This is a genomic window from Azoarcus indigens (assembly GCF_004361735.1).
Classification (GTDB): Bacteria; Pseudomonadota; Gammaproteobacteria; order Burkholderiales; family Rhodocyclaceae; genus Azoarcus; species Azoarcus indigens.
This window is the reverse complement of sequence record NZ_SNVV01000002.1, coordinates 127,305-147,120: the sequence shown is the minus strand read 5'-3', so window position 1 is coordinate 147,120 and position 19,816 is coordinate 127,305. Positions and strand designations below refer to the sequence as shown.

Annotated in this window: 16 protein-coding genes; 5 read left to right on the top strand and 11 right to left on the bottom strand. The window is 66.2% G+C overall.

From position 1 onward, the window contains the following. Nucleotides 1-18: 18 nt before the first annotated feature. The 10 genes from C7389_RS03525 to C7389_RS03480 form a co-directional block, all read right to left on the bottom strand. Nucleotides 19-984: a chemotaxis protein gene (locus C7389_RS03525; RefSeq protein WP_133588425.1), complete on the bottom strand. Its 966-nt coding sequence runs from the start codon at nucleotides 982-984 to the stop codon at nucleotides 19-21. A gap of 156 nt (nucleotides 985-1,140) precedes the next feature. Beyond that, complete coding sequence (locus C7389_RS03520) at nucleotides 1,141-2,757, bottom strand: methyl-accepting chemotaxis protein (RefSeq protein WP_246034611.1); 1,617 nt, start codon at nucleotides 2,755-2,757, stop codon at nucleotides 1,141-1,143. A gap of 199 nt (nucleotides 2,758-2,956) precedes the next feature. After that, complete coding sequence (locus C7389_RS03515) at nucleotides 2,957-3,949, bottom strand: chemotaxis protein CheB (protein ID WP_133588422.1); 993 nt, start codon at nucleotides 3,947-3,949, stop codon at nucleotides 2,957-2,959. Between the two features lie 5 nt (nucleotides 3,950-3,954). Continuing rightward, on the bottom strand, nucleotides 3,955-4,920 hold the full coding sequence (locus C7389_RS03510; protein ID WP_133588420.1) for a CheR family methyltransferase: 966 nt from the start codon (nucleotides 4,918-4,920) through the stop codon (nucleotides 3,955-3,957). A 191-nt stretch (nucleotides 4,921-5,111) separates the two neighbouring features. Beyond that, the gene (gene motB, locus C7389_RS03505) at nucleotides 5,112-6,155 is read right to left on the bottom strand and encodes a flagellar motor protein MotB (protein ID WP_133588418.1); all 1,044 of its coding nucleotides are present in this window, start codon (nucleotides 6,153-6,155) and stop codon (nucleotides 5,112-5,114) included. 70 nt (nucleotides 6,156-6,225) lie between these two features. Beyond that, entirely contained in the window at nucleotides 6,226-7,080 is an 855-nt protein-coding gene (motA, locus tag C7389_RS03500; RefSeq protein ID WP_133588416.1) for a flagellar motor stator protein MotA, read from the bottom strand. Between the two features lie 168 nt (nucleotides 7,081-7,248). Then, nucleotides 7,249-7,806 (bottom strand): flagellar transcriptional regulator FlhC, encoded by a 558-nt coding sequence (gene flhC, locus C7389_RS03495; protein WP_133588414.1) that lies wholly within the window; start codon nucleotides 7,804-7,806, stop codon nucleotides 7,249-7,251. 9 nt (nucleotides 7,807-7,815) lie between these two features. After that, a complete protein-coding gene (gene flhD / locus C7389_RS03490; protein WP_133588412.1) occupies nucleotides 7,816-8,133 on the bottom strand; it encodes a flagellar transcriptional regulator FlhD in 318 nt (105 codons plus the stop codon). 124 nt (nucleotides 8,134-8,257) lie between these two features. Further along, on the bottom strand, nucleotides 8,258-9,991 hold the full coding sequence (locus tag C7389_RS03485; protein ID WP_246034610.1) for a putative bifunctional diguanylate cyclase/phosphodiesterase: 1,734 nt from the start codon (nucleotides 9,989-9,991) through the stop codon (nucleotides 8,258-8,260). A 45-nt stretch (nucleotides 9,992-10,036) separates the two neighbouring features. Continuing rightward, nucleotides 10,037-12,022: a GGDEF domain-containing response regulator gene (locus C7389_RS03480; protein ID WP_133588776.1), complete on the bottom strand. Its 1,986-nt coding sequence runs from the start codon at nucleotides 12,020-12,022 to the stop codon at nucleotides 10,037-10,039. A 312-nt stretch (nucleotides 12,023-12,334) separates the two neighbouring features. Here C7389_RS03480 and C7389_RS03475 point away from each other — a divergent pair, with 312 nt between their 5' ends. Continuing rightward, nucleotides 12,335-12,880 carry an NUDIX hydrolase gene (locus tag C7389_RS03475; protein ID WP_133588410.1) on the top strand — a complete coding sequence of 182 codons (546 nt, stop codon included), beginning with the start codon at nucleotides 12,335-12,337 and terminating at the stop codon, nucleotides 12,878-12,880. A gap of 148 nt (nucleotides 12,881-13,028) precedes the next feature. Then, nucleotides 13,029-13,661: an HNH endonuclease gene (locus tag C7389_RS03470; RefSeq protein WP_246034609.1), complete on the top strand. Its 633-nt coding sequence runs from the start codon at nucleotides 13,029-13,031 to the stop codon at nucleotides 13,659-13,661. Between the two features lie 24 nt (nucleotides 13,662-13,685). Here C7389_RS03470 and C7389_RS03465 read toward each other — a convergent pair whose 3' ends face one another. Further along, nucleotides 13,686-14,447, bottom strand: a complete 762-nt coding sequence (locus C7389_RS03465) for a GntR family transcriptional regulator (RefSeq protein WP_133588408.1) — start codon at nucleotides 14,445-14,447, stop codon at nucleotides 13,686-13,688. 326 nt (nucleotides 14,448-14,773) lie between these two features. Between C7389_RS03465 and xdhA the strand changes: the two genes are divergently transcribed. The 3 genes from xdhA to xdhC are packed head-to-tail and all read left to right on the top strand — an operon-like array spanning nucleotide 14,774 to nucleotide 19,729. Continuing rightward, nucleotides 14,774-16,288, top strand: coding sequence for a xanthine dehydrogenase small subunit (gene xdhA / locus C7389_RS03460; RefSeq protein WP_133588406.1), 1,515 nt, complete (start codon nucleotides 14,774-14,776; stop codon nucleotides 16,286-16,288). Beyond that, nucleotides 16,275-18,701 carry a xanthine dehydrogenase molybdopterin binding subunit gene (gene xdhB, locus C7389_RS03455; RefSeq protein ID WP_246034608.1) on the top strand — a complete coding sequence of 809 codons (2,427 nt, stop codon included), beginning with the start codon at nucleotides 16,275-16,277 and terminating at the stop codon, nucleotides 18,699-18,701. The genes xdhA and xdhB overlap by 14 nt, the downstream gene beginning before the upstream one ends. Then, entirely contained in the window at nucleotides 18,698-19,729 is a 1,032-nt protein-coding gene (gene xdhC / locus C7389_RS03450) for a xanthine dehydrogenase accessory protein XdhC (protein ID WP_133588404.1), read from the top strand. Before xdhB ends, xdhC begins: the two co-directional genes overlap by 4 nt. Nucleotides 19,730-19,816: the final 87 nt, after the last annotated feature.

Genomic DNA, 19,816 nt, shown 5'->3' with positions numbered 1-19,816 from the left:
TTGTCGGACGCCGTTTTTTCAGGCGTCTTCGGCGCCGCCGCGATTGAGCAGGCGGCGCAGGGTCACTGCCAGGCGTTGGGGTTCGAATTTCGGGACGTACTCGTCCACACCGACGGAGCGGCCGAGTTGCTGGTTGGACATGCCGGAGAGCGAGGAATGCATGATGACCGGCACACCTTCGAAGCGCGGGTCGGACTTGATCTGCTTGGTGAGGATGTAGCCATCCATTTCCGGCATCTCGACGTCGGTCAGCACCATGCTGACCAAGTCCTTGACCTTGCGGCCAGTGGTCTCGGCATGGGCAGCGACCTTCTTCAACTCCTCCCAGGCCTGCCGGCCATTCACCGCGCCGACGTACTTCACCCCGAGCGCATCCAGCGTCTGGGTGATCTGCCGACGCGCCACCGAGGAGTCGTCGGCGAAGAACACCGTATGCTCGCTGCCGCGATCCATCGGCTCGATGTCCTTGAACATGAAGGCGTCGTCGTAGCGGGTGGTCTCGGACAGCACCTTCTCCACGTCCAGCATCATCACCAGCTTGTTGCCCGGGAGTTCGGTTACCGCGGTAACCAGGCCGCCCATATTGGCAGTGAGCATGTCGGGCGGTACCCGCATCTGTGCCCAGTCCAGCCGCAGGATGGTATCCACCGCCTCCACGAGAAAGCCCTGCGTATGGCCGTTGTACTCGGTGACGATCATGATTTCCCGCGGTGACTCGGCACCGATGCCTACATACTTCGCGAGATCCACCACCGGCACCAGCACGCCGCGCAGACTCACCATGCCCTCCACGGAGGAAGGCATCTCCGGGGCGGCGGTGATGGTCGGCGTGCGCATCACCTCGCGGACCTTGAAGACGTTGATGCCGAAGGTTTCCCTCCGGCCGGTTCGGTTGTCCGTCCCGAGGGTGAACAGCAGGATTTCCAGTTTGTTGGTACCCGCGAGGCGGGTACGGGCATCGATGTTCTTCAGCAGATCGGACATTTCACTCTCCGCATTGGGCGGCTTTTATCTCGCGACCCGCAAATCGCGAGCAGCTTGGGCAGTTTATCGACCGGCGCGGCGCGGACTTGAGAAATCCTTCGCGTCCCAGCTTCGGAGTCGCATTCTCGCACCTTAAATTGGGCATGGTCAGCCATCTCATGCACGGTAACCGATGCGGAAACCGCCCCAGTGACGTCCATTTACATAAACCGGGGCGGAAATGTCGTGCATGATTTCGCCGGTATCCCGCCGGTAGGTCTGGATCAGGAACTGCAGCTGGTGGGCACCGCACTGTTTTCCCACCGGGTCATCGAATATGCGTTTGGATCGATTGCCGACGAAGTCTTTGTCGTAATCACCGGTCAACGGCTGCGAAAAGCGCGTGTTGTGGGTTGGCACGTAGCCCTTGTGGTCGCAGCCTATCGCATAAACCACCTGCGGATTTTCCTGCAGCACCGCCTCTTGCAGACGCGGAAAGACACGGTCCGTCAGGGCGTCGAAACCAGTGTTGTATTTCTGCGGTCGGGTTGAGGGAATCGCCCGGTACTCCGGCTCGAACAAGGCCTGTTCGGTGACTTGTCCGGCGGCGAGCGCCTCTTCCAGGATTTTCCCCATCTCCTTCGCAGCCCGCACAGCCATGTCCGGCATGCGGCGGTGTACCTGCATGGCCTGCTCGCCAGCCGCACCCAGCTTGAACACCTTGCTGATCTCGTGGAGGTTTACCGCCAGGCTTTCCAGTTCCTTCGCCTCGCCTAGCGTGCGTTCGGCCCCACTCGAGTTGCGGTCGGCCATCTCGACGATGTCGCGCACGTGCTCCGCCACGCCGCTGGCTTCCCGCCCCTGCTGGGCGATGGCGATGGCGATCTCGTCTATCCGCTCCATGGTGCGCTGGGCGCCCAGGTTGATGCGCTCCAGCGCCTGGGCTGCCTGCTGCGCCAACTCCGCGCCCGCCTCCGCCTGCTGGCTGCCGGAGCGAATGGAAGCGATGGCGCTGCGGGTTTCCTCCTGTATGGCCCCTATCATCGTGGTGATCTCACCGGTGGCCGCAGAAGTGCGCTCCGCCAGCTTGCGTACCTCGTCGGCAACGACTGCGAAGCCGCGCCCCTGCTCGCCCGCGCGGGCCGCTTCGATGGCCGCATTAAGCGCGAGCAGATTGGTCTGATCGGCAATCTCGCGGATGACCTTGACGATGCCGCTGATGGCTTCCGAGCGCTGGCCCAGCGCGTCGATCACATGCGCCGAGGCATCCACCGAGCGGGCGATGCTGGCGATCTCGGACGAAGCATCCCCGACAATGCGCGCCCCTTCACGCGACAACTCCCGCGCCTCCTGGGCATTACCCGCCGTCTTGCCGGCACTTTCGGCGACTGCGGTCACGCCGGCCGTCATCTCCTGGATCGCCTGCCCCATGCTCTCCGAGGCCTGGCGCTGCGCGGAAGAACCTTCGGCAACGCTGCGCGCATGCCCGGACAGCGAATCGGCCGCGTCGGCAACCCGCTGGGCGTCGAAGATCACCTTGCCGACGATAGCCTGGAAACTTTCGATGAGAAGGTTGAAGCGGGCAGCGCAATCTCCGACCTCGCCCCCGGAGACAGGGGCACGGCGGGACAGATCGCCATCGCGCTGCATGCTGCTCAAGGTGTCGGAGAACGCCTCCAGCGGCCTTCCCCAGCGCCCTTTCGCCATCAACCAGACAATGCCCCCGGTCAGCGTACCGACCAGAACCAAGGCCATGACCGCCATGACATCCAGCGTGGCCGCCACAGCAAGCACGGCCACGCCTCCGAGGCAGGACAGAACGCCTGCCAGAACCGCTATCCTGACAAAACCCATCTCGCAAGCCCCCTCACCACGGTCATCGCCGCGTTCTCGTTCAGCCGCCCTCCCTCACCGGAATGCGGCCCCTCTTCCTACCAGCGTCTATCGGCGTCGACATCTTCTTCTTGAGCCGCCCTTCGCCCATTCATCCTAGTCAATCTGTATGAAGAGGCGAGGCCAGGCGTTGCATCAGATGGTGGGCAATAGCGTTCAATGGCAGAACTTCCCGGGCGGCACCCAGCGCCACCGCCTCCCGCGGCATACCGTAGACCACACAGGACTGTTGATCCTGCGCAATCGTCCACGCTCCGGCATGTTTCATCCGCAGCAGCCCCTCTGCGCCGTCCTTGCCCATGCCGGTGAGCAGGACGCCGATGGCGGCCGCCCCCACCTCGGCCGCGGCTGACCGGAACAGCACATCCACCGATGGCCGGTGACGGTTCACCGGCTCAGACCTCGCCAGTTCGCACTGGTAGCCACCGCCGCTGCGGGCGATGGAGAGATGGGAGTGCCCGGGCGCGAGATAGACGGTTCCAGGCTGCAGGCGCTCGCCGTGTGCGGCTTCCTTCACATGCAAGGCGCACAGGTCATCCAGGCGCTTGGCGAAGGAGGGCGTGAACATCTCGGGCATGTGTTGCACCATCAGTACCGGCGGCATCTGGGCCGGCAGCCCCAGCAATACATCCTTGATCGCCTCGGTACCGCCGGTGGAGGCACCGATGAAAACAATGCGGCCCGGATAAGCGCCAAGCCGCCGGGGCAATGAGGGCCCCGCCGTCGGCCCGCCCCCAACGGCTCCCACGTTGCGCGAAGCCTCTCTCAAGCGCTCCGCCAACAGGCGGCCGTACTCCGACAGTTCGGCAGGGGAACGCGCGCCTGGACGCGGCACATGGAAGGCGCCCGTTTCCCCCAGGGTCAGCACGGCGATGCCACGCACCGCTGCCGCCCGGGTCTGCGCCTTGCCGGGCAAACCCTCTCCAACCAGCAACACATCCACCTGCCGGCGTTGCGCCTCCGTTGCGGTTATCAGCTCCGCCGCGCTGCCGACCAGCCGCAGGCCTGCCTGCTTGCCGATCAGGTCCGCAAGCTGCGTCCGGGTGATGGCTGAGCCCTCGCAGATGAATATCCGAGTCGGCCTGCCTTCCATGGAACTCAGCGCAGCGGCGCGTCTGCCCGCTGATAGACGGTGCGTCCCCGCGACCGGAACAGGTCCGCGGCATGCATGAAGCTCTCGGAATGGCCGGCGAACAGCTGCCCGTCGGGCCGCAACAAGGGCTGAAAACGCTTGAGGATGCCGTACTGGGTAGGCTTGTCGAAGTAGATCATCACGTTGCGGCAGAAGATGGCGTCCAGCGGCCCCTGCACCGCCCAGTTCGCCTCCAGCAGATTGATGCGGCGGAAGGTGATGAGCCTGCGCAGTTCCGGCCTTACCTTGACCACGCCGTCCTGGTCCCCGGTCCCGCGCAGGAAGAATTTGCGCAGACGTTCGGGCGACAGTCGCTCCACCCGCTCCTGCCGGTAAGAGCCGGCCTCGCCATGAGCCAGCACCGCGGTGTCGATATCGGTCGCCAGGATCTGTACCGGCGGATTCAGGCTGTCGAAGGCCTCGCAGGCGGTGATGGCCAGGGAATACGGTTCCTCTCCGGTCGAAGCCGCGCAACACCAGATCTTGATGGTCCGCTTCTCCGCCACCTTCTTCAGTTGCTCGGCCAGGATGTCGAAATGGTGGGCCTCACGGAAGAAGGAGGTGAGGTTGGTCGTCAGCGAATTGACGAAGGTCTCCCACTCGCTGCGATCGCGCTCCAGCCGGGTGAGGTACTGGGCGAAAGTGCGATCACCGCAGGCGCGCAGACGCCGCGCCAGCCGGCTGTAGACCATGTCCTGCTTGGCCGGCGACAGGGCGATACCGGCATGCTGATGGATGAGCTTGCGCACCTTCTCGAAATCCGAGGCGGTGAACTCGAACTCCCGCTCCCGACCCGCCCCGAGCGCAGGAGGGAAGCCGGGTGCCGCCGCGCCCAGCGGCTTGTGTGCTGCGGCGCTGGGCGTACTACTGCCAGATGCGATGCCGGACGGCGATCGCGGCGGCAGGCGTGAGGAACCACCGGATGTGGTCATGCTGGGCACTCCCTGGATACATTCTTTTTGCCGCGGTCGTCGGGCCCCGACAGGCACACCGGTCGCCGTCCGAAGCATCCGGCCGATGCCGGGCGCGGTATTTCGGGCCAACGCGGCATGCCCTGCGGCCCCTTCAAGATAGCTTCGAACCGGCCGTAACGCTTCGGGCTGCGAGACTTCGGTCAAGGCGCTCAGCGCATGCCGCCCAGCGGCGGATCAAGACGCGAAGTCCGCGCCCCGTTCCCCAAGGGGCCTGCCGGAGCCGGCGCCTGCTGCTCGATGTTCTGCCGCAGGGCGCCACCATCGACAGGCGCCCCGCTATTTACCTCCACCTGGCCGCCTTCCGTGCGCAAGGACTCCTCGGTACGCTTATTCAGCACAACGATGCTGATGCGGCGGTTCATCGGGTCCAGCAGGTTCTCTTTGTTCAACGGGATGGTGTCGGCCAGGCCGACCACTCGGACCACCTTGCCCATCTCCAGGCCGCCGACGATCAGCTCCCGGCGCGCAGCGTTGGCGCGGTTGGATGACAATTCCCAGTTGGAGAAGCCACGGTCGCCGCCGGCGTATTGCGCGGAGTCGGTATGGCCGGACAGCGAAATGCGGTGATTGACGTCGTTCAGCGCCCGGCCGATGTCGCGCAGCAGATCGCGCGTGTAGGGCCGCAGATCGGCGCTCGCGGTGTTGAACATCGGCCGGTTCTGCTCATCCACCAGTTGTATACGCAAGCCTTCCGTGGTGATGTCCATCAGGATCTGATTCTTGAACTGGCGCAGCAGCGGATCCGCCTCGATGATGGCCTCTATGCGTCCCTTCAGGTCCAGCAGTCGCACCCGCTCACGCCGGGTTTCGGTTTCCTCGGCCGGCACCTCGGCGGTCGGCGTTTCGCGGCCGCGGGCAGCGTCCAGGTTGATTGTCCTGCGGCCTTCGAAATCGCCCCGCTTGACCTGGCCCAAGGAGCGCGTGAGGTCCTCGCCGCCGCCCTTGATGATGCTGGAACTGTCGCCGGAGCCTTCGCCGCCATCCATCGCCAGCTTCAGCGGGTTCTGGAAGTAGTCCGCAATGCCGACCAGATCGCCCTTGGCGGTGGAGCCGAGCAACCACATCAGCAGGAAGAAGGCCATCATCGCCGTCACGAAGTCGGCGTAGGCGATCTTCCAGGCGCCGCCGTGGTGACCGCCGCCGCCCTTCTTGATGCGTTTTACGACTATGGGCTGCTGGGTATCGTCGCTCATGCCTCATCCCGTCCAGGCGCGCCACAAGAATGCAAACGGTTCGAAAAACGAATCGCCATTGCCTGACGCCTCAACCCTTGCGGTTCTTGAGTTCCTGTTCCAGCTCGGTGAAACCCGGCCGCTCCGTGGAGTACAACACCTTGCGTCCGAACTCGATAGCCACCTGCGGCGCGTAGCCATTCATGCTGGCCAGCAGCACCACCTTCATGCACTGGTAGATCTTGCCGCCCTCTTCCACCTTCTGCTCAAGCTGGCTGGCAATGGGGGCAACGAAACCATAGGAAAGCAGAATGCCGAGGAAGGTACCTACGAGCGCGCCGCCGATCATTTTCCCCAGCACCGCCGGCGGCTCGCCCACCGAGCCCATCACGTTCACCACCCCCATCACCGCCACGACGATACCGAAGGCGGGCAGCCCATCTGCCATCTTGGATACGGTGTGAGGCGCCAGATGCGCTTCCTGGTGGTGAGTCTCGATCTCCATGTCCATCAGGTTCTCGATCTCGAAGGCGTTGAGGTTGCCGCCCACCATCATGCGCAGGTAATCGGTGAGGAACTCGACCACGTGGTGATCGGAAGTGACACTGGGATACTTGGAGAAAATCGGGCTGGAATCCGGGTTCTCGATATCGTTCTCGATCGACATCAACCCTTCCTTGCGGACCTTGGCCAGCAGTTCGTAGAGCATGGACAGCAGGTCCACATACAGCGCCTTGTTGTAGGGCGATCCCTTTACCGCCCCCCCCAGGGATCCCAGCGTCGCCTTGATCGTCTTTCCGCTATTGCCGGAAACGAAACCGCCAATCATCAAACCGATGATGGCGAGGTACTCCATCGGCACCCACAACGCCCCCAGGCTGCCGTGCACAGCATAGGTGCCGACCGAGGCGGCAAGGATGATGACGTAGCCAATGATGAGAAACACCGCGAACTCCAGGAAAACGCCGCGAAAGAGTGGGCACTGCGTCGCATTGTATCGGTCCGGATAACGGAAACTTGAAGCAATCCGACAAAAGAAAACGGGCTGTCCGCTACGTTCGGACAGCCCGTGTGGAGAATCTCACGCCGGCCCCTGTCGCCAGCGTGGGGCGCCTCAGACCGAAGCAGCTTTTACCCGGGTCTTGCGGGTCGGCACCGCGCGCTTGCTCTTGCCGGCACGCGAGGGCATGTTGCACAGGCCGCAGACGAAGTTGGCAGTGGGATCGTAGGCGTGCGCCACATAGTGGCCGCCACAGCAACTGCACGGCGCCATCTGCAGCAGGTCCGCATCGAAGAAGCGCACCAGGGTCCAGGCGCGGGTCAGGCTAAGCGCCGGCTCCATCTGCTCCGCTTCGATGTGGTCCAGGTAGAGGTGGTAGGACTTGATGATGGCATCCAGCCCTTTCAGCCCGGCGGCCTCGGCGAAATAGCGATGGAAACCCATGAACAGCGACGAATGCACGTTCGGCTGCCAAGTCATGAACCAGTCGGTGGAAAAGGGCAGCATGCCTTTTGGGGGCGAAACGCCGCGCACTTCCTTATAGATTTTCAACAGCTTTTCACGGCTGAGGCGGGTTTCCACCTCCAGCATCTGCATGCGCGCGCCTAGCTGGACCATCTCAACCGCACGGCGGATGTCTTCGGCCTCGTCGATGATGCGCTTGTTCTTCATTGCTCTCTCCTAGGCCGTCTCACCCAGCGTCTTGCCGGCGGCGATGATGGCCGCATGCAGGCTGGAGGTAGCCGGATCCCGCCCTTCCCCCGCCATCAGACGAAGCAACTGGGCATCGTCGAAGCGGAAGCTGGGCATCAACATCTGACTGTTTGCCATCCGCACCAGCTTGGCGGCGGACAGGCTTTCGATCAGGTCGGCGACCTCCTTGGTCACGCCCAATCTGAACATCGCAGTCTCCCTGTCGCTACGCAGCATCTGCTGGGCCAGCATCAGGTAGGCAAGATTCAATTCGCGTATTTCGGCCTGAAAATCGGGGCGATCCATCGTTTCCTGCTCCCTTTCAGGTAGAAGTGCTCAGAACTTAAAGTAAATTGTGAGCAATCGCAAGCGCGGAGCAAGGAAAAGCCCGTCTGCCCGTGTGGTCGAAAAACAACAGACGGGGCCTTACTCAGTCCGCAACACCCTGGAGCAGGAAGGGGAAAGACTCCGGCGGCACCGGCCTGCCGTAGCGAAAACCCTGGAAACTGTCGCAGCGCTCATCGCGCAGCATCACTTCCTGCTCCCGGGTTTCCACGCCTTCCGCCACCGTGGCGAGATGCAGGCTGCGCGCCAGCACAATGATGGCGCGCACGATGGCTGCGTCTTCCTCGTCATGGCTGACGTCGCGCACGAAAGATTTGTCGATCTTGATGACGTCTATCGGCAAGCGTTTCAGGTAGGAGAGCGAGGAGTAACCGGTCCCGAAGTCGTCTACCGCCACCTGCACGCCCATGTTCTTCAGGGCACGCAACATGCCGGCCGCGGATTCGACGTCGCTCATCAACGAGCTCTCGGTAATCTCCAATGTCAGGCAAGCGGGCGGAAAACCGCTGGCGTTCAAGGCCTCGCTGACCGTCTCGAGCAGGCGCGGTTGGCCGAACTGGACAGCCGACACGTTCACCGATACCCGGAACGCAGCATGGCCGGCGTCCTGCCAGGCCTTGCCCTGCCGGCAGGCCTCGAACAGCACCTGGCTGCCGACCTCGGTGATCAGCCCTGTCTCATCGGCCAGCGGAATGAAGCGATCCGGCGTCAGCAGGCCCTGCTGCGGATGCTGCCAGCGCACCAGCGCCTCGGCGCCCACCACTGCACCATCGGTGGCACGTACCAGCGGCTGATAGAAAAGGCGCAGCTCATTCCTCACCAACGCATGGCGCAAGTCCGCCTCCAGCGCCAGGCGCTCCACCGAGGCGGTATTCATCGCCCGGTCAAAAAAACGCAGGCCCTTGCCGCCCTTGCGCTTGGTCTGAGCCACCGCGGTTTCGGCGTTCATCAGCAAGGTGTAAACCGAGTCGCCATCGCGCGGCACCATCGCGATGCCGATGCTGGCTGTCAGGAACAGTTCCACCTTGTCTTTCAGGAAGGGCTGTTCAAAGGCGGTGAGTATCCAGCGCGCGGTGACCTCTATCTGCGCCGGATCGCCGACGCCGGGCAGGAATACGCCGAACTTGTCGCCCCCCAGCCGCGCCAGTGTGACTTCTGGCGCCAACCCCTGGGCGAGGCGCTCTCCCACCTGGCGCAGGATGGCGCTGCCGACCTCGTAGCCAAAGCTGGCGTTGATCCGCATGAAGCGGTCCACATCGACGACGAATACCGCCCCCACCGGCGCACGGGCGCGCTGGCGGCAATCGCCCAGCCAGTCGGTGACCTTGCTGCAGAACAGATGATGGTTGGGCAACGCAGAGAGGCCGTCGAAATTGACCAGCTCACGAATTCGGTTGTCGGCGGTGCGCACCGCGCGCCGGGCACTCACGCCGCGCAGTTCCCGTTCTATCACCGGCACCAGGCGCTCATAGTCGCCCTTGGCGATGAAATCATCCACGCCTTCGTACATCGCCGACACCGCCTGACGGTCGGATATCTGGCCGGAGTGGATGATGAAGGGCACATCCTGGCCGCTGCGCTTGAGCACCTCGAGCGCAGCCAGCGAGTCGAAGCCAGGCATGTCGTGATCGGCAAGGATCACGTCCCAGCTATCCGAAGCCAGGGCCGCGGCCATGTCCAGCTCGCAGTCCACCCGGCGGTAGTCGATCCTCACCCCCCGCCGACCCAGTTCGGCGCGCACGAGGAAGGCGTCGTCATCAGAATCGTCCACGATCAGGACCCGTACCGGCTCGTCCTGACGCAGCAGGCGCTCATCCATGCGGTCCATCCGTCTTCCCTGTTTCGTCATTGCATTGGCCAGCTGTTACACCGCCAAGCCGGCCGTGCCGGCAGAAGACTCGTCGGAACCTGCGCCCTGCATCGACGCCACCAGGTTCCGTCCCCGCTGTTTCGCCTTGTAGGCGCCCTGATCTGCGCGCTTTATCAGCGCATCCACATCTTCCATCGATGCATCCCGCACCGCGACGCCGACGCTGATGGTCAGCTTCAGGCGCGGACCACCGGTTTCCACCACCAACGCCTCCACCGCCTCGCGCAGCCGCTCGCCGCATACCATCGCGGCGTCCAGTTCGGTGTCCGGGCAGATGACGATGAACTCGTCGCCACCGGTTCGGCAGATCACATCCTGCCCGCGCAATGCCACCCTCAACGCGTCGGCCGCCTGGCGCAGCACCATGTCACCGACATCGTGACCGTGGCTGTCGTTGATCTGCTTGAAGCCGTCCAGGTCGATCAACATGCAGGAAAGCGGCCGGCGGTTGCGGGTGGAGGCGATCCACTCCTGCTGGATGCGATCGATCGCATAGCGCCGGTTGGGGAAGCCGGTGAGCGCGTCGGTCAACGCGGCTTCCTGCAGGCGGCGGTTGGTGATGGCCAGTTCGGCAGCGAAGTGGCGGATCTCTTCACGGTCGCGCTCCAGCTCCTGCTGCAGGCGCACCACCCGCTGGCCGGCGCGCAGTCGCGCATTCAGCACCCGCGGGCGCACCGGCTTGACGACGAAATCGTCGGCGCCGGCCTCGAAGGCCTCTACCAGACGCTCGTCATCTTCCACCTGGGTAAGCAGCAACACATAGATGCCGCGCCCCATCTTCGTGGCCCGCAACGCCCGCACCAGTTCGAGTCCATCCATTTCCGGCATGGCCCAGTCCAGCACCATCATGTGCGGCTGAACTTCGAGCGCCAGTTCCATGCCTTCCCGCCCGTTGCCGGCCTCCACGACCAGATGGCCGGCGGCCTCCAGCAGACCGCGCAGTTCGCGACGGACGGCCGGCTCGGCGTCCACCACCATGACCCGCATCCCGCTCTCGACCAAGGGCGTCGCCACCGGCTGGACAGGCTGCGGCGCTTCGTTGCGGGCCTGCGCGGCGGCCGCCCCTTTCTGTACCAGGCTGCCGAAAGCCGGCGGCGCCACCGACTCCAACTGCAGCAGCTTGCTCCACTCCAGCCATTCCCGGCCGATGCGCTCGCAGGCCGCAGCGAAGTCGTCGCGGCCCAGGCCCAGACGGGTCGCGAGTTTGAGCACCGGCGGCATCAAGGCCGCCTGGTCTACCTCGGAGGCCAGGCAAATCTCCGTCAGAGCCCGCGAAAGCACCAGGCATTGCAGCAGCCCCTCCTCCCTGCCGCCCGCGGCAAAACCTGCACGTTCGGCCTGCTCGAAGTAGAGCACCGGCTCGGTGAACACGACCGGTAGCCCCCAGTCCGCGAGCATGGCAGCGCTCAACTCGTTATGGGTGAGCGCGAAGGATTGCTGTTCCAGGTCGCTGAGCCGCAGTTCCGGGAAGCGCTGGGACTCCAGCAGCAGGCGGCCGTAGTCGGTGGGATAAAGCGTAGCCAGCGCCAGTTCCCCCACCCGGGCGAGCAGCCCCAGGCTGAAGGCCTCATCAGCCGCAATCACCCGCAAGCGCTGGGCAACGACTTGCATGGACAGAGCCATCAGCAGAGAGGAAGACCAGAAGCGCGCGTAATCGAAACCCACGCAACCGCCCTTGCGATAGCTGGACAAGAGCGAGAAACCCAGCGCCATCGTCCGCACCGCCGGAAGCCCCAGCACCATCAAGGCTTCTTGAACCGAAACCACGGCACGGCGGTGGAAGGAGACCACGCCATTGGCGGCCTTGATGAGGCGGCCGACAAAAGCAGGGTCGCTCTTTATGACCCGCGCCAGTTCGGCCATGGAAACTTCTTCCGCCTGAGTGAGGCGGATGATTGCCAAAGCAACGCCCCGCGGCGACGGCAGATCGCCGGTCGCCTTCAGTTGCTCGAACCGATTCATGTCGATCGGAGGCGGCATGGATTCCTTTATTGCGCGATTGTCTTCATGACTATTGGGATTCTGCCTGGGCTCTAAACAGGGGCCATCGCAGTCGCCGCGGCACTTTACCTTGGCAATACGCAGGCCGTCGAGCCGTGTTGGCCGCAAGCTTTCGAAGAGCGCGGGTGGCGACTTCCGGCTTGGCACCAATAAAGCGCATTCACTAAGCCAAAAGGCACGGCAAGGAGCGCACTTCCGCATGGCGGTTCGCCGCGCATAGCCTGGGTTGCACAGACGGGTGCGCCCCGTTCCGGCTAAAATCCCACCTTACTCCACGCAAGCAGCCCGACGATGAAGTTCTGTTCCACCTGCGGCGCCACCGTCGAATTCCGCGTTCCCCAGGGCGACTCCCTTCCCCGCCATGTCTGCGGCAGTTGCGGCGACATCCATTACCAGAACCCCAAGATCGTCGTCGGCGCACTGCCCGAATGGGAAGACCGCATCCTGCTGTGCCGCCGGGCGATAGAACCGCGGCTGGGCAAATGGACGCTGCCGGCCGGCTTCATGGAAAACGCCGAGAGCACCGCTCAGGGTGCCGCGCGGGAAACGCTGGAAGAGGCCTGCGCCCGCATCGAGGTCGGCGACATCTATACCTTGATCGACGTGCCGCACATCAACCAGGTGCACATCATCTATCGCGCCCGCCTGCTGGATCTGGATTTCCGCCCCGGCGAGGAATCGCTCGAGGTGGCTCTGTTCCGGGAAGCCGACATCCCCTGGAACGAGATCGCATTCCGCACCATCGCAATGACCATGCGCCACTATTTCGAGGACAGGCGCAGCGGGCGCTGGAGCTTCCACACCGGCATCGTGACGCCGGACATGCCGCTGCCCTGAGTGCTGCAGCACCAATCCGATCCTGTCCCGGCTTCAGGCAGGGCGGCGGCACTTGCGCGCGCCGGTGAAAGTCTGTTCTGATTCAAGAACGCGTGCCGCAGCACGAAGAAACCGGGCCCAGGGCGCGCACCACCGTGATGGAGGAAGCGTGCTGATCGAAAGCCCGATGACGCTCATGGAACCCGAAGTGCTGCACCGGCACGACGAGGGGCACCATCCGTGGATACTCTCGCTGGACGCCAACGGCACACCACACCGCTGGATCTCCTGGCAGGCCGCCTGCCACTACCATGCTCGAGGCATGGTCGCCTGGAGCCTGGGCGAGCGCGAATTCCACTTCCTCGGCGGCATCTCCCGGGCCACCGGCGAGCGCTCCGAAATCACCACCCAGAGCATCATCGCCATCAAGGGCCGTCTATTGCGCCCTGGCGCCCTGACCCAGGTGCCGCCCTTGAACAACCGGGAACTGTTTCGCCGCGACCGCCACCTCTGCGCCTATTGCGGCCACCGCCTGCCCGGCAGCCAGCTCACCCGCGACCATGTGGCGCCGGTCTCCCAGGGCGGACGGGACATCTGGATGAACGTGGTCACCGCCTGCCGTCCCTGCAACCAGCGCAAGAGCGGGCGCACGCCGGAGCAGGCGCGCATGGCGCTGCTGTATGCGCCCTACGTGCCGAACAAGGCGGAATACTTGATCCTCTGCAACCGCAGCATCCTGGCGGACCAGATGGACTTCCTCACCCGCCACATCCCGCGCCAGAGCCGCCTGCGCCTGCCCTGAGCCGGGAGTGCCGCACCGCCGGGCTCAGCGCGCCGGCGCCAGTCCGAGCATCGCAGCGATGTCGGCCTCGCCGCTGGCCGCGCGGAAGCCGCTCTCCAGCTTGGCTTCCAGATGGTTCAGATGGGCGTTCATCAGCGTCACCGCCCGTTCCGCATCGCCGACCGCAATCGCTTCGATGATGGCGGAATGCTCGTCCAGCGCGCAGGACGGCGTATCACTGCCCTTGTAGGACAGCACCACCAACGGTGTGCGCGCCACCAACTCTTCCAGAAAATTGGCCAGCACCGAATTGCCGGCAAGCCGCGCCAGCAGGCGATGGAACTCCACCGACAGCCGCAGCCCGGCACGCATGTCGCCACTGCGATAGGCAGCCTGCTCGCGCTCCACCAGCGCCTGCATCTCCGCCAGGCCGGCAGGCATGGCCACCGCGGTCAGCGTGCGCACCAGCGCCGCCTCGATGACGCGGCGCGCGGCGAAGATGTCGCGCGCCTCGGCAACCGTCGGCGTCGCCACGAACACGCCGCGGTTCGGCCTGTGCTCCACCAGCCGCGCACTCTCCAGCCGCGCCAGCACTGCCCGCACCAAGGCGCGGTTCACCTTGAAGGCATCCGCCAGGGCCTGTTCCTTCAACTGCATGCCCGGTGGCAGACGCTGGTCCAGCACCGCGTTACGCAGGGTGTCGAACATCCGTTCCGCATCCTGGCTGCCGGCACGCGGCGTCTTGCCGAGGACCAGGGACTCGACGCTGGCGTCTTGGGGCGGGGATTTCAGGGAAGAGGCGTCCAATTCGGCATGCTCGAAAAGGGATGGCGGAGTTTGGAAGTCGGGTGGGGCATTGTCAACAATTGGGCCTCACACTTTAGGCCATCTCGTCCGCCCCCAGCCCGCGCCTCACGCCTCGCCCGCTGTTGGTGCATCGATCCCGGACAACGCACCAATACGGCGTATAAATCTTTCGAAATATCAGTCGATTGCGGCCACCTAGATTGTTGACAATATTGTCCGCCCCCGCCAAATTGAAAAACGTTCGAACGCGCCTCTCTTCCCATGAGCCCACATCCCGCCCGCACCGCAGGTTTTCTCTACTGCACCCTGCGCTGGAGCTACCCGCGATGAGCCAGACCATCCGCTTCCTGCTCGATGGCCGCGAGGTCCAGGTCACCGGCCTGCCACCCACCACCACGCTGCTGGACTGGCTGCGGGAACACGCCGGCCGCAGCGGCACCAAGGAAGGCTGCGCCGAGGGCGATTGCGGCGCCTGTACCGTTGTGCTGGCCGACGCGCACGAAGGGCGGCTGCGCTGGCAGGCGATCAATGCCTGCATCCGCTTCCTGCCCACAGTGCATGGCAAGGCGCTATTCACCGTGGAGAGCCTGCGCGCGGCAGACGGCGCGCTGCATCCCGCCCAGCGCGCCATGGTGGACTGCCACGGCTCCCAGTGCGGCTTCTGCACGCCGGGCTTCGTCATGTCCCTGTTCGGCCTTTACCAGACGCAGGCCCAACCGGACGATAGCGCCCTGGCCGACGCCCTTTCGGGCAACCTTTGCCGCTGCACCGGCTACCGTCCCATCCTGGCGGCGGGCCGGCAAATGTACGCGCTGCCGGCGCCGCAATCCACGCATCTGCCACCGCCGGCCTGGCGCGACGACCCGGCGGCGGAAGCCGATCTGCTCGCCCGCCTCGCCGCGCTGGACGATGGCGCAGCGCTGCGGATCGACCACCCGGCCGGCCACTACCTGGCGCCACGCAGCGCCGCCGACTTCGCCCGCCAATATGCGGAGGCGCCGCACGCCACGATACTCGCCGGCGGCACCGACGTCGGCCTGTGGGTAACCAAGCAGCTGAAGCCGCTGCCGCTGCTGCTGCATACCGGCGCGGTACGGGAATTCGCCCACGTTGGCGAATACCAGGACGCGCGCGGCACCTGGCTGGAGATCGGTGCCGCCGTCAGCCTGGAGGCCGCCTTCGCCGCCCTGCTGCGGGAATATCCGGAAGCCACCGAGCTGTACCGCCGCTTCGCCTCCCGCCCCATCCGCAATAGCGGCACCCTGTGCGGCAACGTCGCCAACGGCAGCCCCATTGGCGATTCCATGCCGGCGCTGATCGCGGTCGGCGCCGAGGTGGTGCTGCGCCGGGGCGAGCAGTTGCGCAGCCTGCCGCTGGAAGCGCTCTACCTCGACTACCGCAAGAAGGACCTCGCCGCCGGCGAGTTCGTGCAGGCGGTGCGCATTCCGCGCCGGCCGGCGCAGCCCGGCTTCGTCTTCCGTGCCTGGAAGATCGCCAAGCGCCACGACCAGGACATCTCGGCCGTATTCGCCGGCTTCGCCCTGCGGCTGGAGGACGGCATCGTCGCCGACGCCCGGCTGGCCTACGGCGGCATGGCCGGCATCCCCAGGCGCGCCGCCGGCGCCGAAGCCGCGCTGCGCGGCCGGGCGCTGGATGCCGCCACCGTGGCCGGGGCCCGCGCCGCGCTGGCGAACGACTTCCAGCCCCTGTCCGACATGCGCGCCACCGCCGGCTATCGCCTGCAGGTCGCCCAGAACCTGCTGACCCGGCTGCAGCTCGAACTGCAAGGCCAGTTCCCCACCCGCATCCACGACGAGGAGAGCCGCCGTGCAGCCGTCTGAAGCGGTAGATCTCGCCATTCCCGCGGACCGCGCCGCCGTGCCGGCGGTGCAGGGTGCGGTCGGCAGCGGCCTTGCCCATGAATCCGCCGTGCTGCACGTCACCGGCGGCGCCGCCTACATCGACGACCAGCCGGAACTGCGCGGCACCCTGCACGCGGCCATCGGCCTTGCCAGCGCTGCCCACGCCCGCATCCGCCGCATCGACCTCGCCGCGGTGCGCGCCGCGCCCGGCGTGGTGGCGGTGCTGGACGCCGCCAGCGTGCCGGGGCTGAACGACTTCGGCCCGGTGGTGCATGACGATCCCATCTTCGCCAGCGACGAAGTCCAATTCCACGGCCAGGCCCTGTTCGCGGTGCTGGCGGAAGACATGCGCGCCGCCCGCCACGCCGCCCGCCTCGCCGAGGTGGACTACGAAGCGCTGCCAGCCCTGCTGGACGTGGACCAGGCGCTGGCCGCCGGCAGCCGGGTGCTGCCGGACGCCCAGCTGCGCCGCGGCGAGCCGGAGGCCGCCCTCGCTGCCGCGCCGCACCGGCTGGCCGGCAGCGTGCGCCACGGTGGGCAGGACCACTTCTACCTGGAAACCCATATCGCCTACGCCATCCCGCAGGAGGACGGCACCACCCGCGTCCATTCCTCCAGCCAGCATCCGGGCGAGGTGCAGCTACAGGTCGCCCATGCGCTGGGCGTGGATGCCAAGGACGTGGTGGTGGAATGCCGGCGCATGGGCGGCGGCTTCGGCGGCAAGGAGAGCCAGCCGGGACAGATCGCCGCCATTGCCGCCATCGGCGCCCGCCTCACCGGCCGGCCGGTGAAGCTGCGGCTGGACCGCGACGACGACATGGTGCTCACGGGCAAGCGCCACGATTTCCGCATCGATTGGGAAGCCGGCTTCGACGACGACGGCCGCCTGCTCGCGGTGCGCTTCATGCAGGCCACCCGCGCCGGCTATTCCGCCGACCTCACCGGCGCCATCGCCGACCGCGCCATGTTCCATGCCGACAATGCCTACTACCTGGAGCATGTCGACATCCTTTCCCACCGCTGCAAGACCCACACCGTCTCCAACACCGCCTTCCGCGGCTTCGGCGGCCCGCAGGGCCTGTTCGGCATCGAGGAAGTCATCGATGCGGTCGCCCGCCACCTGGACCTCGACCCGCTCGCGGTACGCAAGCGCAACTACTACGGCCTCGGCGAGCGCGACCTCACGCCCTACGGCCAGAAGGTCGAGGACAACGTGATCGCCGAGCTCACGGCCGAGCTGGAGGCGGACTGCGACTACGCCGCCCGCCGCGCCGCGCTGCGCGCCTGGAACGCCGCCAGCCCGGTGATCAAGCGCGGCATCGCGCTCACGCCGGTCAAGTTCGGCATCTCCTTCACCGCCACCCACCTCAACCAGGCCGGCGCCCTGCTCCACGTCTATACCGACGGCACCGTGCTGCTCAACCACGGCGGCACCGAGATGGGCCAGGGCTTGTTCACCAAGGTGGCGCAGGTAGTGGCGGAGGAACTGCAGATCGATGTCTCCCACATCCGCGTCACCGCCTCCGACACTTCCAAGGTGCCCAACGCCTCCGCCACCGCCGCCTCCAGCGGCGCCGACCTCAACGGCAAGGCGGCGCAGCAGGCAGCACGCAAGATCAAGGCGCGGCTCACCGAATTCGCCGCCGCCCGCTACGGCGTGCGCGAGGACCAAGTGGTATTCCGCGCCAACCGGGTGCACATCGGTAACGCAGGTAACGGCAACGGCACTGCCACCGGAAAACCCGGCGCTCCGCTCAGCCTCTCCTTCGCCGAGCTCGCCAAGCAGGCCTGGATGGGGCGCATCTCGCTGTCGGCCACCGGCTACTACCGCACGCCCAAGATCGCCTACGACCGCGAAACCCTGTCCGGCCGGCCCTTCTATTACTACGCCTACGGCGTCGCCTGCTCCGAGGTCGCCATCGACACCCTCACCGGCGAATCCAGGGTGCTGCGCACCGACATCCTGCATGACGTCGGCCGCTCGCTGAATCCGGCGATAGACCTCGGCCAGGTCGAAGGCGGCTTCATCCAGGGCATGGGCTGGCTGACCAGCGAAGAGCTGTGCTGGAGCGCCGACGGCCGCCTCACCACCCACGCGCCCTCCACCTACAAGATTCCGGCGGTGTCGGACGTGCCGGAGATCTTCAACGTCCGCCTGTGGGAACGCGGCTTCAACGCCGAGGATTCCATTTTCCGCTCCAAGGCGGTGGGCGAACCGCCCTTCATGCTGGCGCTGTCGGTGTGGCATGCGATCAAGGACGCGGTCGCCGCCGCGGCCGACTACCGCGTCACCCCGCAGCTGAACGCGCCGGCCACGCCGGAGGAGATCCTGCGCAGCCTCACCGAAGCGCGGCAGCGCGACGTGGAGCCGCCTGCGGGGGCCACGGCATGAACAACCGCCTGCTGCTCGCCGAACTCCAGGCCCGTCTGCGCGCCGGCGAAAGCCTGGTGTGGCTGGGCGTCGCCCGCTGTCAGGGCTCCACCCCGCGCGAGCCCGGCGCCCACATGCTGGTCGGCCGCGATTTCGCCCTCGGCACCATAGGCGGCGGCCACCTGGAGCTGCGGGCGCGGGAGATCGCCCGCGCACAGCTCGCCGCCGCGCCGCAGGCGCCACGGCTGGAGCGCTTTCCGCTCGGCGCCCGCGTCGGCCAGTGCTGCGGCGGCGTGGTCTGGCTCAGCTTCGAGACGGTGACGCCGGCCGACCTCGGCTGGGTCGCCGAAGCCAACAACCTGGCCGCCGCCGACGTCCCCTGGCTGCGCCTGAGCGCGCTGGACCGCCGCCAGGTGGAAGTCCTGCCCGCCAGCGCCGCCGACCAGCGCGCCGAGCTCCAGCCGTTGCTGCAGGCCCTGCCCCAACGATCTGGCGACCAGGCCCTGCTGGCCGACATCGGCCCGGCGCTGCTGCTGGAACGCTTCCGCCCACCGGAGCTGCACCTCGCCCTGTTCGGCGCCGGCCACGTCGGCCGCGCGCTGGTGCAGGTGCTGGCGCCGCTGCCGCTGCAGGTGAGCTGGATAGACCCGCGCGAAGACGAATTCCTGCCCGCGCTGCCAGCCAACACCCGCCGCCTCCTCAGCGACGACCCGCTGGCCGAGGTCGCTGCCCTGCCGCCGGACAGCGCAGTGCTGATCATGACCCACAGCCATGCCCTGGACCTGGAGCTGGTGCGCGCCTGGCTCGCGCGTGGCGACTTCCGCTTCCTCGGCCTCATCGGCTCGGCCGCCAAGCGCGCCCGCTTCGAAGCCCGGCTGCGTGCCGGCGGCAGCAGCGAGGCCCAGCTCGCCCGCCTGGTTTGCCCGGTGGGTGCGCCCGGCGTCGGCGGCAAGGAGCCGGAGGTAATCGCGATCGCCGTCGCCGCCCAGTTGCTGGCCCTGCGCCGCCAGGCCAGCAGCGCCACCCACAAGACCCGCCGGGTCGCCTAGACTTGTCGCCCTCGGACGCTGGCCGCCGCAGTTCCGCCGCCCGGCCGCGCCCGTTCGTTTCCCCTGTCGGCCCTCCGGAGCACAACA

What these genes read in the sequence shown, in the direction of transcription:
- C7389_RS03525 (WP_133588425.1), bottom strand. Translation starts at nt 984, where the DNA reads ATGTCCGATCTGCTGAAGAACATCGATGCCCGTACCCGCCTCGCGGGT.
- C7389_RS03515 (WP_133588422.1), bottom strand. Translation starts at nt 3,949, where the DNA reads ATGGAAGGCAGGCCGACTCGGATATTCATCTGCGAGGGCTCAGCCATC.
- C7389_RS03510 (WP_133588420.1), bottom strand. Translation starts at nt 4,920, where the DNA reads ATGACCACATCCGGTGGTTCCTCACGCCTGCCGCCGCGATCGCCGTCC.
- motB (WP_133588418.1), bottom strand. Translation starts at nt 6,155, where the DNA reads ATGAGCGACGATACCCAGCAGCCCATAGTCGTAAAACGCATCAAGAAG.
- flhC (WP_133588414.1), bottom strand. Translation starts at nt 7,806, where the DNA reads ATGAAGAACAAGCGCATCATCGACGAGGCCGAAGACATCCGCCGTGCG.
- flhD (WP_133588412.1), bottom strand. Translation starts at nt 8,133, where the DNA reads ATGGATCGCCCCGATTTTCAGGCCGAAATACGCGAATTGAATCTTGCC.
- C7389_RS03485 (WP_246034610.1), bottom strand. Translation starts at nt 9,991, where the DNA reads ATGGATGAGCGCCTGCTGCGTCAGGACGAGCCGGTACGGGTCCTGATC.
- C7389_RS03480 (WP_133588776.1), bottom strand. Translation starts at nt 12,022, where the DNA reads ATGCCGCCTCCGATCGACATGAATCGGTTCGAGCAACTGAAGGCGACC.
- C7389_RS03475 (WP_133588410.1), top strand. Translation starts at nt 12,335, where the DNA reads ATGAAGTTCTGTTCCACCTGCGGCGCCACCGTCGAATTCCGCGTTCCC.
- xdhA (WP_133588406.1), top strand. Translation starts at nt 14,774, where the DNA reads ATGAGCCAGACCATCCGCTTCCTGCTCGATGGCCGCGAGGTCCAGGTC.
- xdhC (WP_133588404.1), top strand. Translation starts at nt 18,698, where the DNA reads ATGAACAACCGCCTGCTGCTCGCCGAACTCCAGGCCCGTCTGCGCGCC.